Consider the following 14,787-nt stretch of genomic DNA (forward strand, 5'->3'; position numbering starts at 1 on the left):
AACAATGAAAAAAGTGTATTTTTTTGCTACCTGCTTAGGTAGTGCAGCAATGCAGGAGATGGTTGTCAATGCTATCAAGCTTTTGCGCAAAGAAGGTGTAGAGGTGATTTTTAAAAAAAATCAAACCTGTTGTGCGCAACCTTCTTTTAATTCTGGGTATTTTAAAGAAAGTAAAGAAGTTGCGCTCTACAATATTGAGCAATTTAGAGAGGATTTACCAATTATTGTGCCTAGTGGTTCTTGTGCGGGAATGATGAGCCATGATTATTTGAATCTTTTTAAGGGAGATAAGGATTTTCCGCTTGTAGAACGTTTCTCTAAGCGTGTGTATGAGCTAAGTCAATATTTAGATTCCGTATTAAATGTGGAATATGAAGATAAGGGTGGGGAGGTTAAAGTCGCTTGGCATTCTAACTGCCATGCTTTGCGTATCCAAAAAAGTGTAGAATCTAGTAAGAATCTCATAAGAAGGCTTAAGAATGTTGAGCTTGTGCCATTAGAGTTTGAAGAAGAATGTTGCGGGTTTGGTGGGACATTTTCTGTTAAAGAGCCCGAGATTTCAAATGCAATGGCAATGCAAAAAATCAAAGATATTCAAAGAAGTGGAGCAGAATATCTAATTAGTGGTGATGGAGGCTGTCTTTTAAATATTAAAGGCACAATGCAAAAATTAGGTGTTGATGTGCGCGGTTTGCATTTGTATGACTTTTTGCAAAAGCGATTAGAGGGAGTGGCACTATGAGTTCAAAAATTTCCCACGAAGAGATTGTGCATACAAAGTTAAATGATACGCAAATGCGTGAAAATCTAAATGTTGCAATGCACACTTTGCAAAGAAATCGTCTAAAAATCATTGATGAGAAGTTTGAGGATTGGCAAGGCTTGCGCAAAAAGGCAGAACAGGCAAAGAATAATGCATTGATGAGTCTTGAGGAACGCCTTTTAGAGTTTGAAACAAATGCTACAAAAAATGGAATTCAAGTGCATTGGGCTTCTAGTAGCAATGATGCTTGTGAGATTATCTATACCCTTATGAAGGAGAAAAATATTACAAAGATTCTTAAGGGTAAATCTATGGCAAGTGAGGAAATTGGTCTAAACCATTACCTTCAAGCCAAAGGAATTAGCGCAATTGAGACAGACTTAGGAGAGTTAATTTTACAGCTTAATGGCGAAACACCCGTGCATATTGTAGTTCCAGCAATACATAGGAATCGTTATGAGGTGGGCAAGATTTTTCAAGAGAAGCTTAATGCTCCTTTGGAATCTGAACCAGAAAAACTAAATGCCATTGCAAGAAAGCACTTAAGGGATGAATTTGAGGGTCTACAAATGGGCTTAAGTGGAGTTAATTTTGCAATGTCCAAAGAGGGAGCATTTTGGCTTATTGAAAATGAAGGCAACGGCAGAATGTGCACTACTGCTCCAGATATTCACATTGCTTTATGTGGGATTGAAAAGGTTATGGAGAGCTTTGAGGATGCGGCAACTATGGTGCATTTGCTAACACCATCTGCAACAGGACAATTTATCCCAACTTATAACAACATTATTACAGGACCGCGCAAAAATGGAGATTTAGATGGACCAAAAGAAGTGCATATCGTGCTTTTTGACCATCATAGAAGTGATATGTTAGCGCATAAAGATTATTTTGAAGCATTGCGTTGTATTCGCTGTGGAGCTTGTATGAACTTTTGTCCCGTGTATGATAAGATTGGCGGACATACCTACCAAACAATTTATCCCGGACCTATTGGGGAGGTGATTAGCCCAAATCTTTTTGGGATTGACGAAACAGGAGATATTTTGAGCTTTTGTTCTTTATGTGGGCGTTGCTCTGAAGTGTGTCCAGTGAAAATTCCTTTAGCGGATTTAATTAGAAAATTAAGAAGTAATAAAGTTGGACAAGGGGAGAATCCACCTCTTGGCACAAGCGCATTAGAATACGACAAAGCAGAATCTAGTGCAATGCAGAATTTTGCAAGGTTTGCGACAAATGGAGCCATTTGGCGTTTTTCACTCTCTAAGGCACATTATTTTAATGGAATCTTGCATAAATTTAAAGATTCTTTGCCAGTGGTTAAAAAGTGGAGTGCTTTTAAGGAGCTTCCACAAATTAAGCTTGATTTATATAAAGAGATTCAAAAAATAGATGGGGTGATTTATGAGTAGAATCCAAGAAATTTCACAACGTAGCAAGGGACAGATTTTAGAACGTTTAAAAAGGGCACATAAGGATTCTAATTTTATCCATAAGCCAAGCATTGATCCTGTGGAACATATCCAAAGAAGTGGAGATGTGTTAGAAGAGCTTAAACGCAAGATGATAGACAATAAATACATTGTAGAAGAATGTGCAAAAGAGAGATTAGAAGAGAAAATTAATTCCATCGTTGCAGATTATGGTTATACAAAAATGATTTATGGAGAGAGCTTGGGGCTTGATATTGATAAAATTCAAGCACAAGAAAAGGTTTGTTTTAATAAAGAAATTGAGGAGTTGCGTCAAGAAGTATTTCATAGTGAATTTTCTATCGTGCATGCAAGGTTTGGTATTAGCTCACATGGAGTGGCGTTAGTCCATTCTAGTCGCGCACAGCCTAGAATGCTATCTCTTGCACCTACACTTTGCATTATGCTTTTAGAAAAAAAGAATGTTGTAGGAAGTTTAGCTGAAGCGTTAAATCTCGTTAAGAGCGAAAATTCAGTGTTGCCAAGCAATCTTTTGTTCATTGCTGGACCTTCACGCACAGCAGACATTGAACTTATCACCGTTTTTGGAGTGCATGGCTCACAAAAAGTGCATTTGTTGTTGTATTAGCAGAATCCTAAACTTACAATTTTTGCCTTAAAAAACTAAAGGGAGGAAGAGTGAAAGGTAGCAAAAACGGGTTTTCGTTACCACTATGGATAGATTCTAGTTCTTTTCCATTTTCTAAAATGATTTTGAAAAACTGCAAGTATTTTTTACCCTCTTTGCTAAAAATCTCTCCAATTTCGTTTTTGCCTTCTTTAATGTTCTCTGGCTGTGCGCTTACAATTTCTTTTGGTTCATTGGGGCGGATTGTGTGGCGACAAAGTGCGCTTTTACCATCTTCGCTCACTTCGGCATTGACTTGATAGCTTCCCTCACTAATGGCAGTAAAATGGTTCTGTGTGTTGAGCTTTTCATAAGGGCGATGGATAATGTAGCCATCGCTAAAGCCACGATTTTTTAGTGTGTCTAGCTCTTTGGTGTATTTTTGCTCCACAAATGCACCCTTTGCATAATCCTCTAGTGCCGCCTTATAAGCAAGTGCTGTGATTCCTGCATAATAAGCAGATTTCGTGCGTCCTTCAATTTTTAAAGAATCAATCGCCCCACACTCTAAGATAGTAGGAATATGTGTGGCTAGATTTAAATCTTTAGAGTTAAAAATATGTGTTCCTATGCCCTCCTCTTCTTCTAGACGCATTATTACTCCATTGTCTGGATTTCTTGCATAAAATTCTTTGCCACTAAAACGCACAAGTTCGTCATTAGTGATATTACGCACATAATATTCATAATCAAAGCGGCAGTCATTTGCGCAACTTCCACGATTTGGGACGCGCCCACTTTGTAATGCAGAGATTAAACAACGTCCAGAAAATGCAAAGCACATTGAGCCGTGGATAAAAATTTCTAATTCTAAATTTGGAATTGCTTTTTTGATAGCAACAGCGTCTTTTAAGCTAAGTTCTCTTGCTGCAATAATACGTTTAACGCCTAAATCATAAAATACTTGTGCATCTAGAACATTTAGAACATTTGCTTGTGTGGAGAGGTGGATTGGAGTCTCTGGAGAAACTTGTTTTGCAAGTTTGACGACTCCGGGCGTTGCGACTATAAAGGCATCAGGTTTTAAAGAAGCCATTTTTTCAATATGGTTTTTTAGCAGCGTTAGTTGCGAGTTAAAAGGAAATCCATTTATGGTTACATAGATTTTTTTGCCTTTTTTGTGTGTGTATTCCACACCCTCTTTAAAGGTGTCAAAGTCAAATTCTTTGCCTGAGCGATTCCGTAAAGAAAAGTGGCTAACGCCTCCATATACAGCGTCTGCCCCGTATTCTAAAGCGATTTTTAGCTTTTTAAGATTCCCAGCAGGAGAGAGAAGCTCTGGAATCTTTAGGGATTGCGGTAAGGGAAATTGCATTAGTTTGAGCCAAATTTTTCAATAAGTGCCTCAATATCGTCTGTGTGCATTACATTATCCGCAGAATCTCCTTGTATATACACAGCGGAGCTTACACGTTTGTTATCTTCAATTTTTCCTTCAAAAAGAGAACTCATGTAGCGTGAGAGCGCACGCATTACATTAATAACACGTTCAATTTTTTGGCGGTGAATGTCTTGATATTGCATACTCTCCATTGCATCTAAAGAAGCTGTAGAAATTTCTTGCAAGGCATCGGAAATTTTTTGTGCGCTTTCTTTTATGCTAGCAATTTCTTCTAGTTTTTCATCAAATGTGTGGAAGTTTGGAAATTTTGTGTGGAGTTTTTGTAATAACTCTTCTTGAGAGTTGATAAAATTCTGAACTTTTCTAAAAGAATCTTCAATGTCCGCTCCTAGATTATTAATGTTTTCTAGCTTGTCAAACATTTCTGTTGCTTTAATTTCGGAATCACGCGTTACATCATCAAGTTGATGAACCACTTTATGTTCTGTCGTTGGGGGTGGTGGAGGCCAACTTGCCTCATGACTGATTTTAAAATCATCAGCAGTAACAACACCGCTTTCAATGGTTGGGTCTGAATGACCGCTTGGTTCTTCGTCACTCTGTGTCTTGGTTGCTTCTGTATCCTCAGCAACATCTTCAATATCACTATTTAGCAACGCATCTAATTCTTCTTGTGTCATCATCACCCTTAAAAATAAACTTAAAATTGTAATTATACATAATGCTTTGTATAATTTTGTTTAAATCTGCGCGAAAAATCTAAAAAAGCGGAGCGTCCATTTCACTTGGAATCTCTAAATCCATGAGCTTTAAAATGCTTGGAGCAATGTTATTTAAGCCACCATTTTTGACTGCTTTTACGCCATTAGCAGCCACGAAGCACCACACACTGCCTATGGTATGATTGGTTAGTGCTTCACCTTTTTCGTCTTTCATAGCTTCACAATTTCCGTGGTCGCTGGTAATGACAAGCCCATAGCCTAACTCTTTTGCCCTCGTGTAGATTCTGCCCAATTCCAAATCCACAGCTTCTACTGCTTTAATGGCTGCTTCATAATTTCCTGTGTGTCCGACCATATCGCCATTTGCAAAATTTACAACAATAAAATCATAATCACTATCCATTGCATTTAACACTGCATTGCTAACTTCTTTAGCACTCATTTCTGGTTGTAAATCATAAGTTTTTACTTTTGGAGAAGGCACTAATAGACGTGTTTCATTGAGTTGTGGCTCTTCTACTCCACCATTAAAAAAGAAAGTTACATGAGCGTATTTTTCAGTTTCTGCAGTGTGAAATTGACGTAGGTTATGCTTAGAAATCACTTCTGCAAGAGTGTTTTTGATAGTCTCTTTTGGAAAAAGAATGGGAAAGGTGAAAGTTTTATCATAAGGTGTCATTGTAAGCAAGGGAATCTTAGTAAATTTCTTTCGCTTAAATCCGCTAAACTCTACATTTCCTAATGCGCTCACAATTTCTCTTGCTCTATCACTTCTAAAATTTACAAAAATGATTCCATCGGTATTTTGGATTCCATTATAGTAACTAAAGCTTGCTGGCTCTATAAATTCATCAAAAATTTCTTTTGAAAATTGTGCTTGCAAATATTCCTGTGGGCTTATATTTTGAGGATTTTCACCAAGTGCAATTGTGTTATATGCAAGCTCTACTCTCTCCCAACGATTATCCCTATCCATTGCAAAATAACGCCCACTAATGCTTGCAATGCAGATATTTTTGCCTTGTATTGCATTTTCTATTTCGTTTAAGAAATAAGGAGCACTCTTTGGTAGCACATCGCGTCCATCTGTGATTAAATGCAAGAGTACTTCACATTGAGATTCCAATCCATGCGCTAAGGCTAAAATATGATTTAAGTGGCTATGCACACCCCCATCACTCATTAGACCGATTAAATGTACGCGCTTACAAGATTTAAGGGAGGTTAAGGCTTTGTTTTGCATAAGAGTATTTTCCTCTATTGCCTTATTAATTTTTACTAAATCTTGGTAGAGAATTCTACCACTTCCTAAACTCATATGCCCGACTTCAGAATTTCCCATTTGCCCTTCTGGTAAGCCCACAGAAAGCCCAAAAGTTTCAATCATGCCAAAAGGCACTTCTTTAAAAAGTTTGTCATAAGTAGGTTTTTTAGCATGAAAAAAGGCATTATAATTTTCATTTTTGTTGTAACCGATTCCATCTGTAATGATTAAAATTGTTTTCATAAAGGGATTTTTCCTAATTTTTTTAAAGTTATTTTAGGTAGAATCCTACCTAAACTTTTCCTAAAATTTCATTTATAAGTGCTAGATTTATGCTTTATTATTTATACACCTTTTTTGATATTAATATTTTTCAATACATTACCGTGCGTTCGGCAATTGCGTTTTTTGTAGCATTTTTTCTAAATATTTTTTTAATGCCTCATTATATTTTGTGGGCGCAAAGGAAGCAGGCAAATCAGCCAATTTCAGAATTTGCCCCTAAAAACCATCAACAAAAGGTAAATACACCTACAATGGGTGGAATCGTTTTTGTAAGCACGACATTATTAGCGACTCTATTGTGTGCAAAATTAACACATATTTATGTTTTATTAGGAATTGCTACGTTACTTTTTTTCGCTTTGCTTGGTGTGAGTGATGATTATTCTAAGGTTTCACAAAATCAAAATGCTGGAATGTCTGCTAAAAAAAAGTTTTATTTGCAAATTTTTATTAGTTTTATGCTTTCTTTAGCATTGCATTGGACGACCTTAAATACAGAGTTTTATCTACCTTTTTTTAAAAATGCACTTTTTGATTGGGGGATTTTTGGCATTGCGTTTTGGACACTTGTGTTTGTAGCAACAAGCAATGCAGTAAATCTTACGGATGGTTTAGATGGCTTAGTTGCGATTCCCTCCATTTACGCACTGACTTCCTTGAGTGTGTTTGTCTATGTGGCTGGACATAGTGGATTAAGCGCATACCTTTTATATCCAAAAGTGCTAGATAGCGGAGAACTTGTGATTTTATCTGCAGCACTCATTGGTGCGCTTATTGGCTTTTTGTGGTATAACTGCCACCCTGCGCAGGTTTTTATGGGGGATAGTGGAAGTTTAAGTCTTGGGGGATTTATAGCATATATGGCAATTGTATCTAAAAATGAGATTCTTTTATTTTTAATTGGTTTTATTTTTGTAGTGGAGGCTTTGTCTGTGATTTTGCAGATTGGAAGTTATAAAACGCGTGGCAAAAAAATTTTTTTAATGGCGCCTTTGCATCATCATTTTGAAGAGAAGGGTTTAAGTGAGAGTAAAATCATTGTGCGCTTTTGGATTGTAGCGTTAATGAGTAATCTCATTGCTCTTTTAACGTTAAAGCTCCGTTAAGGAATACTATGCTGATACTTTTGGGATTTGGGGGGACAAATCAAGCTATTGCGGAAGCATACGCTCCTGTTTTGGCTTTTGATGATAGTTTTAATACGTTAAGTTATGATAGCTTTGGTAATGCACTCTATCCTAGCGCGTATTTGCCAGAGATTCTAGCTACGCAGCTTGATGCGCAAATTATTACTAGCCCCGGGATTCCACCAAGTAATACAATGGTGCAAACAGCTATTTCTTTTGTCCGTCAATATCCTAAAATGCGTCTTTTGAGTGAATATGATTTTTTTGCACATAAAATGCCCGCTTCTGTGTGGATTAGTGGCACAAATGGCAAAACAACAACCACGCAAATGCTAACACATTTACTCCAACATTTAGGCACACAAAGTGGTGGAAATATCGGCACCCCGCTTGCAAAATTAGATGATAATTCTCCTCTTTGGGTGCTAGAGACAAGTTCTTTTACACTCCATTACACAAATATTGCAAAACCAAATCTATATCTTTTGCTTCCTATTTCACAAGACCATATTAGTTGGCATGGGAGCTACGAAGATTATGTTGCAGATAAGTTAAAGCCTATTTTATCACTTAAAGAAAAAGAAATTGCGATTTTGCCAAAGAGTGTAGAGGGGCATTCTCATTGCAGAGAATCTCTTGGGAGGCTTGTATTTTATGAAACTTCTAGTGATTTAGCGCAAGCATTTGAGTTGGATTTAGATAGAATTGGTTTTAAAGAACCATTTTTGCTAGACGCTACTTTAGCGCTGTGTGCGGCAAAAATTTTAAGTTTGCAAAGTGATTATGCGCTGTTAAATACTTTTAAAATTGGGGCGCATAAAATGGAGGAATTTTACGATAAGGGTGGAAATCTTTGGGTAGATGATAGCAAGGGGACAAATATTGATGCGACAATGGAAGCCCTTAAATGCTATAAGGATAAAAAGATTTTGCTTGTGCTAGGTGGTGATGATAAGGGAGCGGATTTAAGTCCTTTGTTTGGTTTAATTCAGTGTTTGCAAAGTAAAAAGAGAGAGGAAATAGAGATTTTTGCTATTGGGAGTAATACAGAAAAAGTTTGTGAGTTTGCACAAGGCATTGTAAAATCCAAAGCATGCTATACGCTAGATGTTGCGGTTAAGAGCATAAAACAGCGCCTTTTGGAGATAAAAGATTCCAAAAATTGTGTGGCGATGCTCTCTCCAGCAGCAGCAAGTTTAGACCAATTTAGTTCTTATAAAGAGAGAGGCGAGAAATTTAAGACTTTCGCACTTAGTTAAACTCAATAGGGTCTATATCAATCTCACACGCAAAATTGCGCAGTGGCAAAAGGGCAATGTGTAAGTCCTTTGCCTTTGGAGAGCGGAGCATTATTAAGTACCGCCATTTGTCTAAAATGCGTTCAATTGGTGCTTCTCCGCTACCGACAATCTCCACACTTAGAGAGTTTTCTTGGATTTGTTCTGTTAGGATTCCTAGTGCTTTTTGAGTAAGATTTTGAGCTTCTGTTTGGTTTTTGTGGTTAAAGCAAATGAGTGCTAAACGCACAAAAGGAGGATACAAATCCCCGCGCATTTTAAGTTCATCTTCTAAAAAAGCTTGATAATCTTGCAAATAATGTTGAAAAAAATCTGGATAAAGTGTTTGGATTAGCACTTCCCCATTTTCCTTTCTTCCGCTTCTACCAGAGAGTTGAAACATTAGTGCTAATGCTCTCTCTCTTGCCCTATAATCGTTCCCTTTTAGAATATAATCTAATCCTAAAGCCACGCTTAGAGCAACATTGTGATAATCATGCCCTTTAGAAAGCATTTGTGTGCCAACAAGAACGTCAATGGTGTGGCGGTTGAAAGCATCAAGGGTTTGGGTGAGTTTCTTTTGCGTTGTGATAGAATCTCGGTCAAAGCAAGCAATGCGACTTTGTGGCAAAGATTCTTGTAAGACTTTAGCGAATTCTTGTGTGCCAATGCGTAAGGTTTGGAGTGTGCCTTTACATTTCGGGCAAGCTGTTGGGATAGGGCGTGTGTAGTGGCAGTAGTGGCACTTTAGACTAGAATCCTTTGTGTGCAGACTTAAAGACACACTACAATTTGGACATTCAATGGCTTCTTTGCATTGGATACAGAGTAAATGCTTAAAATTTGCGCGCGTTGGCAAAAAAACAATAGCTTGTTTGCCATTTTCTAGGTTTTTTTGTAGCGCACTAAGAATTGTTGGCTCAATAGATTCCGCACTCTGACAGAAATGATAATGCTTTTGCGTGTCAAAATGCGTTCCTTTTAAGCGAAAGAGGTTATTGTTTTTTTTAGCACGTTGGTAGCTTGTAGCAAGTGGAGTTGCCGAACCTAAAACAATTTTAATGTTTTGTGTTTTTGCTAGATAGAGGGCAACATTGCGTGCGTGGTAACGTGGAGTGGAGCTTGATTTGTATGCATCATCATGTTCTTCATCAATGATAATTAAATCTAAATTAACAAGTGGTAAAAACAGCGCAGAGCGTGCGCCTGCTAGGATTCTAACTTTACCCTCTTTTAAATCTTGCAAGATTTTGTGTTTCTTACTCTTTGTGATTTTGGAATGCCAAAAGGCAATACAATCGCCAAAAACAGCTTTTAAACGTTTCTCCATTTGTGGAGTCAGGGAGATTTCTGGCATTAAAAAGAGTGCGTTTTTGCCTTTTTTTATACTTTGGTTAAAAAGATGCATATAAATTTCTGTCTTACCGCTACCTGTATCCCCAAAAATCAAGGAATCTTGACGTTTTGTGATAAAAGTGAAGGCTTCAAGTTGTTTGGTGCTTAAAGGATTTAGCGGAAAATCTAGAGGTTTTAATTCTGTTTTGTGTGTGTTGTCAAAAGGTGTAAAAAGGCTAAAAGCAAGAGAGCGTGAGGTGCAATAATAACTAGCGATAAACTCTGCAAGATCGCATTGGGCTTGTGAGAAGTGAAATTCTAAAGGTGTGGCTTCCTTGCACTTAAATTCTGGCTTTTGACATTCTTTTAATACCATCCCTTGAAGTGTTTTGGAGAGTAGTGTAATGCTAACAAGTGATCCTTTTTCAAGCGGAGTCTTGCTAGAGTAAGTTAGCAGGGGGGAATTTCGCTTTAAGATAACAATGTGATAGAAAAATTCTTGCAAGTCTAATTGGAATTTTTTGCGTCTTGGAGTTTTTGTAAGGCGACAGCAATGCTAGATTCTAGTGCAGTTTTAATTTCGTAAGATTCCAAAAACGCACACAAAAGATCACGAGGGTTTATAGTGTTTGAAGTATCTGTAATTGCTTTTAGTGCTTCAAGTGTGGCAGGAGCGACTTCGTGAGTTGGAATATCAAAGAAACGTCCTGCAATGCAGACACGAAACATATTATCCATAAAACTTAGCGTCCTAGTGCATTTTGGATTTTATTTAGCACATTTTCTAACTCACGTTCTTTTGCACTAATTTCATCATAAAGGGAGCTAATTTCGGAGTTTTTGGCTTCATTTTCGGCTTTTAAAAGCACGATTTGTTGGCGTAAAGATTGGCTTTCATCGCGTTGTTTTCGCAGTTCTTCAACAAGAGCTTCAACACTTTCTAGGAGTTTATTTGAAATATTTTTAGCTTCTTCCATACACATATTTCCTTCGTCTAAATAAGTGCTGTATTTTAACATTATTTCTTTAAGTTTTTCAGGATTTTCTAAAAATTTTTAAGGAAGTAGGGCTTTAAGCGTGGCAATTAAATAAGCAATTTCCTCTTGTGTATGTGTGTAGTGTAAATTTAGCCGAACCCAACCGGGTTTTTGTGAAAAGTTTGCGTCATCTTCTAATTCTAATAAATCATGTCCATAAGGTCCAGCACATGAACAGCCAGCACGTACTAGGATTCCATAATTTTGTGAGAGTTCTTGAGCTAGGCTAAAGGGAGAGATTCCTTGAATATTGAATGCAAAAATCCCTAAAGTATTATGCGCTAAGTTTCCATAGTGTGTAATACGTGGTTCGTTTTCTAAGAATTCTCTAAAATCTTGGATATAAAAACGTTTAGCTTCCTCTATCCATTCTATACCGATTTCTTGACGTAAGCAAAAGCCTAAATATGCACGTAAAAAAGCTAGAATTCCGGGGGTTCCAGCTTCTTCTCTAACTTCATCAATCCCAAAATAACGCGCACTAGTGCGTGAAACATAACCCACAGTGCCTCCGCCACAAAAGGTTGGAGGCAGTGTTTTATCGATTAATGCACGATTTATAATTAGGATTCCACAACTTCCAATGCCTCCAAGTAGTTTGTGTGGTGAGAGAAAAATCGCATCAAAAAAATGTGGAGAAATGTCTAGATAAGAAGCACTGCTAGCACAATCAAAGCAAACAATTCCATCATATTGGCGTAGTAAGCGTGATATTTCTTGATAGGGAATTACGATTCCACTTACATTTGAGCCTAGCGCAAAAGAGCCAATGATTTTGCGCCCCTTGTTGGAGTCTAAAATATGTTTTAAAGCATTAATATCAAAAAGCCCTTGTGTGTCTAGTGGCACACGTACCACTTCACACAAACCTTCTCTAAAACTTAATTCATTGCTATGGTGCTCATAAGGTCCGATGATAACTAAGGGGAGTTTGGATTTATCAAGATTTTGTAAGTTTAAAAGTGCCTTAGTTTTTGGAGGAATATAAATGCCTAGAAGCTCTTGAAATTTCTTAATGGCTGCTGTTGAACCAAAGCCACAAGCAATAAGGGCAAAGTTGGAATCTAATTTGAAAAAGCCTTTTAAACGTTCTCTTGCTCCTTCATAAAGTGCGCCCATAAACTCGGCATTTACATTGCTTTGGGAATGTGTGTTAGCATAAAAAGGTAGGATAGAATTTAAGCGCTCTTCTGTGCATTTTGCGGCAAGTCCGCTAGCTGTCCAATCAAAATAATGGAATCCTTTTTGTAAAATACAAGCCTCTTTTAAAAGGGTGCGCTTGGATTCCATACTGCTAGGAAGAGTGCTAAAAAGGGGAGCAAAGAAGTCCATAATTCTCCTAAATCTTACTCTTAAAAAAAGTAAAAGGTTGGTCATTTTACCACAGATTTTTTAATATTGCACTTGACTTTAAAGTAATGCTATACTTAGGCTTTATTTTAGAGTTTTTGGGCATTTATGGAAAACATTATCACCTTTGGAATTGTTGCAATTTTGATTGTTATTGCACCTTTTTTAAGCTCTCTTACGCACTTACCTCTTGTAGCTGTGGAGATTGTTTTGGGTGCTTTAGCATTTCACTTTGGGCTTTTTTCGCACTTAGAATCTCTAGAATTTGTCGCAAAAATTGGATTTTTGTTTTTAATGTTTTTATGCGGTTTAGAAGTGGATTTAAAGACTTTTACAAAGCTTGGTGATGGGTTTTTAAAATCTGCATTTTTATATTTTTTTATTCTATATGGTGCGACGTTTTTATATGTGCTAAATACGGATTTATCGGAATTTTATATTGTTGCATTGCCGGTTATGAGTCTTGGAATGATTATGGCAATGCTAAAGGAATATCCTAAAAATACACCTTGGTTGCAATTAGCACTTAATGTTGGAATACTAGGGGAGCTAATTAGTATTGTTGCGCTTGTTGTGTTAAATGGTGCGTATTCGCATGGGCTAACTTGGGAGCTATATAAGACGTTACTTGTGTTGTTTTTGTTTTTAAGTGTGATCGTTGGGGTTTTTAAGGTTGCTGATGTATTATTTTGGTGGTTTCCCACATTGAAATTTTTTCTAATCCCAAAAGAATCAAGTAAGAATCAAGATATTCGCTTTAGTGCGATGTTGTTTTTTATTCTCATTGGAATTACACAGATTTTAGGGTTAGAGAGTGTGCTTGGGGCATTTTTAGCTGGAATGATTCTTGCTACATATTTCCATCATCAAAAGGGCTTAGCAGACAAGCTAAATGCGTTTGGCTTTGGTTTTTTTATTCCTCTATTTTTCGTTTATGTAGGCTCTACACTAGATTTAAATTTGATGTTAAAAAATCTACATTTGCTTTCCTTAACACTAAGTATCATTGCTATTATGGTGTCTTTACGTTTAATTGCTGCATTTGTGGCGTATCGTAAATATTTTAAAAACTATGTTAAAACTGCACTTTTTGCCTTTAGTCATGCAATGCCTTTGACATTTTTAGTTGCTACTGCCCAACTTGGAATGCAGTTTGAGGCAATCAGCACTGAAGAGTATTATGCGCTTATTTTAGCAGCATTAATGGAAGGGATTTTCCTGACCATTGGGATTAAAATGCTTTATAGTTATGGGATAAAACACAAGGCAAATCAAGAAAGTTAAGGGCTTTTTAGCAAGGTGAAGAATAGAATCCATTTTGGATCTTAATTAAGTGTTAGAGGACTTCTAAGCGTCCGTTATTGCGGCGGATTTTGCCCTCTAGCTCGTATTCAAATAAAACTTCTCCAAAGCGTAAAAATGCATCTTCAAAAAAGGGATTCCCTTTGCAAAATTCTAAAACCGCATCACTAGATGCGGAAGCATTTTTGTTGTAATTTTTAGTAGAATCTTTAGTAAAACTTTTAAAGACCTGCGCACAAATTGCATTCACAAAGGAATCTATTTCCCAAATGACCTTAGCTTGATTGTTTTTAGCTAGACTTTGAGTGCCAAGACTCTGCCCAATATGATGTGGTGGGACAAAGATTTTTTTCTGTAAAGATAAGGCATAGTTTGCACTCTGCATGGAACCGCTTTGCAAATCTGCTTGGGGGATAATTACATATTCTCCTAGACTAATAACAATCTTATTGCGTTCTAAAAAGGAATAGCGCCGTGGGACATAATGGGGTGCAAACTGGCTAAGAACCAAGCCTTGTTTGTAGATTTTAGAAATAATATGCGTATTGCTTTTAGGATAAATGTAATCTAGTGAAGCAGGAGAAATCATAATCGTATTAGGCAGGGCATTTGCGTGGGCTATGATGTCTGTGCCTAGCGCACCGCCACTGACAATTACGATTCCATGTTTGCTAAGCTTTTGTGCAATTGTTTGGGTGAAGTTTTGTGCATAGGGGTTTGGATTACGTGTGCCGATAATGGCTACTTTTGGCTTGTTCAGAAGTTCTAAGTTGCCATAATAATAGAGATTCTTGAGATTTTTAATATGCGTGAGTGTTTGAGGGATTTTTGTAAGAGAGAGGAAGTGGCTAGAAATGTCGGAATCCATTTTGGATTCCGTATT

The 14,787-nt window shown here is 37.1% G+C and carries 14 protein-coding genes; 6 read left to right on the forward strand and 8 right to left on the reverse strand.

All coding sequences use genetic code 11. The annotated features are described in order from the left end of the window. The first annotated feature begins 4 nt into the window (after positions 1-4). From K4G57_RS06485 to K4G57_RS06495, 3 genes are read left to right on the forward strand one after another with little or no spacing between them, the layout of a single operon-like run. Positions 5-742 carry a (Fe-S)-binding protein gene (locus tag K4G57_RS06485; RefSeq protein WP_221532370.1) on the forward strand — a complete coding sequence of 246 codons (738 nt, stop codon included), beginning with the start codon at positions 5-7 and terminating at the stop codon, positions 740-742. After that, complete coding sequence (locus K4G57_RS06490; RefSeq protein WP_221532371.1) at positions 739-2,175, forward strand: LutB/LldF family L-lactate oxidation iron-sulfur protein; 1,437 nt, start codon at positions 739-741, stop codon at positions 2,173-2,175. The genes K4G57_RS06485 and K4G57_RS06490 overlap by 4 nt, the downstream gene beginning before the upstream one ends. After that, the gene (locus K4G57_RS06495; RefSeq protein WP_221532372.1) at positions 2,168-2,824 is read left to right on the forward strand and encodes a LutC/YkgG family protein; all 657 of its coding nucleotides are present in this window, start codon (positions 2,168-2,170) and stop codon (positions 2,822-2,824) included. The genes K4G57_RS06490 and K4G57_RS06495 overlap by 8 nt, the downstream gene beginning before the upstream one ends. Before the next feature lie 13 nt (positions 2,825-2,837). Here K4G57_RS06495 and K4G57_RS06500 read toward each other — a convergent pair whose 3' ends face one another. From K4G57_RS06500 to gpmI, 3 genes are all read right to left on the reverse strand, one after another. Beyond that, entirely contained in the window at positions 2,838-4,178 is a 1,341-nt protein-coding gene (locus K4G57_RS06500; protein ID WP_221532373.1) for a peptidase U32 family protein, read from the reverse strand. Beyond that, entirely contained in the window at positions 4,178-4,885 is a 708-nt protein-coding gene (locus tag K4G57_RS06505) for a chemotaxis protein (RefSeq protein WP_221532374.1), read from the reverse strand. The genes K4G57_RS06500 and K4G57_RS06505 overlap by 1 nt, the downstream gene beginning before the upstream one ends. A 79-nt stretch (positions 4,886-4,964) precedes the next feature. Then, positions 4,965-6,434, reverse strand: coding sequence for a 2,3-bisphosphoglycerate-independent phosphoglycerate mutase (gene gpmI / locus K4G57_RS06510; RefSeq protein ID WP_221532375.1), 1,470 nt, complete (start codon positions 6,432-6,434; stop codon positions 4,965-4,967). 89 nt (positions 6,435-6,523) lie between these two features. Between gpmI and mraY the strand changes: the two genes are divergently transcribed. Then, the gene (mraY, locus tag K4G57_RS06515) at positions 6,524-7,582 is read left to right on the forward strand and encodes a phospho-N-acetylmuramoyl-pentapeptide-transferase (protein WP_221532376.1); all 1,059 of its coding nucleotides are present in this window, start codon (positions 6,524-6,526) and stop codon (positions 7,580-7,582) included. Positions 7,583-7,590: 8 nt separating this feature from the next. Next, positions 7,591-8,862 (forward strand): UDP-N-acetylmuramoyl-L-alanine--D-glutamate ligase, encoded by a 1,272-nt coding sequence (gene murD / locus K4G57_RS06520; protein WP_221532377.1) that lies wholly within the window; start codon positions 7,591-7,593, stop codon positions 8,860-8,862. On the opposite strand, the gene K4G57_RS06525 is transcribed toward murD, so the two are convergent. From K4G57_RS06525 to K4G57_RS06540, 4 genes are all read right to left on the reverse strand, one after another. After that, positions 8,855-10,720, reverse strand: coding sequence for a primosomal protein N' (locus K4G57_RS06525; protein ID WP_221532378.1), 1,866 nt, complete (start codon positions 10,718-10,720; stop codon positions 8,855-8,857). The genes murD and K4G57_RS06525 overlap by 8 nt on opposite strands. A gap of 2 nt (positions 10,721-10,722) precedes the next feature. Beyond that, entirely contained in the window at positions 10,723-10,953 is a 231-nt protein-coding gene (locus K4G57_RS06530; protein ID WP_221532379.1) for a hypothetical protein, read from the reverse strand. A 5-nt stretch (positions 10,954-10,958) separates the two neighbouring features. Beyond that, on the reverse strand, positions 10,959-11,192 hold the full coding sequence (locus tag K4G57_RS06535; RefSeq protein ID WP_221532380.1) for a hypothetical protein: 234 nt from the start codon (positions 11,190-11,192) through the stop codon (positions 10,959-10,961). Between the two features lie 78 nt (positions 11,193-11,270). Next, entirely contained in the window at positions 11,271-12,542 is a 1,272-nt protein-coding gene (locus K4G57_RS06540) for an aminotransferase class V-fold PLP-dependent enzyme (protein ID WP_429913083.1), read from the reverse strand. A gap of 168 nt (positions 12,543-12,710) precedes the next feature. Here K4G57_RS06540 and K4G57_RS06545 point away from each other — a divergent pair, with 168 nt between their 5' ends. After that, the gene (locus K4G57_RS06545) at positions 12,711-13,886 is read left to right on the forward strand and encodes a cation:proton antiporter (RefSeq protein WP_221532382.1); all 1,176 of its coding nucleotides are present in this window, start codon (positions 12,711-12,713) and stop codon (positions 13,884-13,886) included. Positions 13,887-13,938: 52 nt separating this feature from the next. Here K4G57_RS06545 and K4G57_RS06550 read toward each other — a convergent pair whose 3' ends face one another. Beyond that, entirely contained in the window at positions 13,939-14,772 is an 834-nt protein-coding gene (locus tag K4G57_RS06550; protein ID WP_221532405.1) for a DNA-processing protein DprA, read from the reverse strand. Positions 14,773-14,787: the final 15 nt, after the last annotated feature.

It is taken from the genome of Helicobacter turcicus, assembly GCF_019711685.1.
Lineage (GTDB): Bacteria > Campylobacterota > Campylobacteria > Campylobacterales > Helicobacteraceae > Helicobacter_D > Helicobacter_D turcicus.

Coding starts and splice junctions, on each gene's coding strand:
- mraY (WP_221532376.1), top strand. CDS start 6,524: ATGCTTTATTATTTATACACCTTTTTTGATATTAATATTTTTCAATAC.
- murD (WP_221532377.1), top strand. CDS start 7,591: ATGCTGATACTTTTGGGATTTGGGGGGACAAATCAAGCTATTGCGGAA.
- K4G57_RS06550 (WP_221532405.1), bottom strand. CDS start 14,772: ATGGATTCCGACATTTCTAGCCACTTCCTCTCTCTTACAAAAATCCCT.
- K4G57_RS06490 (WP_221532371.1), top strand. CDS start 739: ATGAGTTCAAAAATTTCCCACGAAGAGATTGTGCATACAAAGTTAAAT.
- K4G57_RS06495 (WP_221532372.1), top strand. CDS start 2,168: ATGAGTAGAATCCAAGAAATTTCACAACGTAGCAAGGGACAGATTTTA.
- K4G57_RS06500 (WP_221532373.1), bottom strand. CDS start 4,178: ATGCAATTTCCCTTACCGCAATCCCTAAAGATTCCAGAGCTTCTCTCT.
- K4G57_RS06535 (WP_221532380.1), bottom strand. CDS start 11,192: ATGGAAGAAGCTAAAAATATTTCAAATAAACTCCTAGAAAGTGTTGAA.
- K4G57_RS06545 (WP_221532382.1), top strand. CDS start 12,711: ATGGAAAACATTATCACCTTTGGAATTGTTGCAATTTTGATTGTTATT.
- K4G57_RS06540 (WP_429913083.1), bottom strand. CDS start 12,542: ATGGAATCCAAGCGCACCCTTTTAAAAGAGGCTTGTATTTTACAAAAA.
- K4G57_RS06530 (WP_221532379.1), bottom strand. CDS start 10,953: ATGGATAATATGTTTCGTGTCTGCATTGCAGGACGTTTCTTTGATATT.
- K4G57_RS06485 (WP_221532370.1), top strand. CDS start 5: ATGAAAAAAGTGTATTTTTTTGCTACCTGCTTAGGTAGTGCAGCAATG.
- K4G57_RS06505 (WP_221532374.1), bottom strand. CDS start 4,885: ATGACACAAGAAGAATTAGATGCGTTGCTAAATAGTGATATTGAAGAT.
- gpmI (WP_221532375.1), bottom strand. CDS start 6,434: ATGAAAACAATTTTAATCATTACAGATGGAATCGGTTACAACAAAAAT.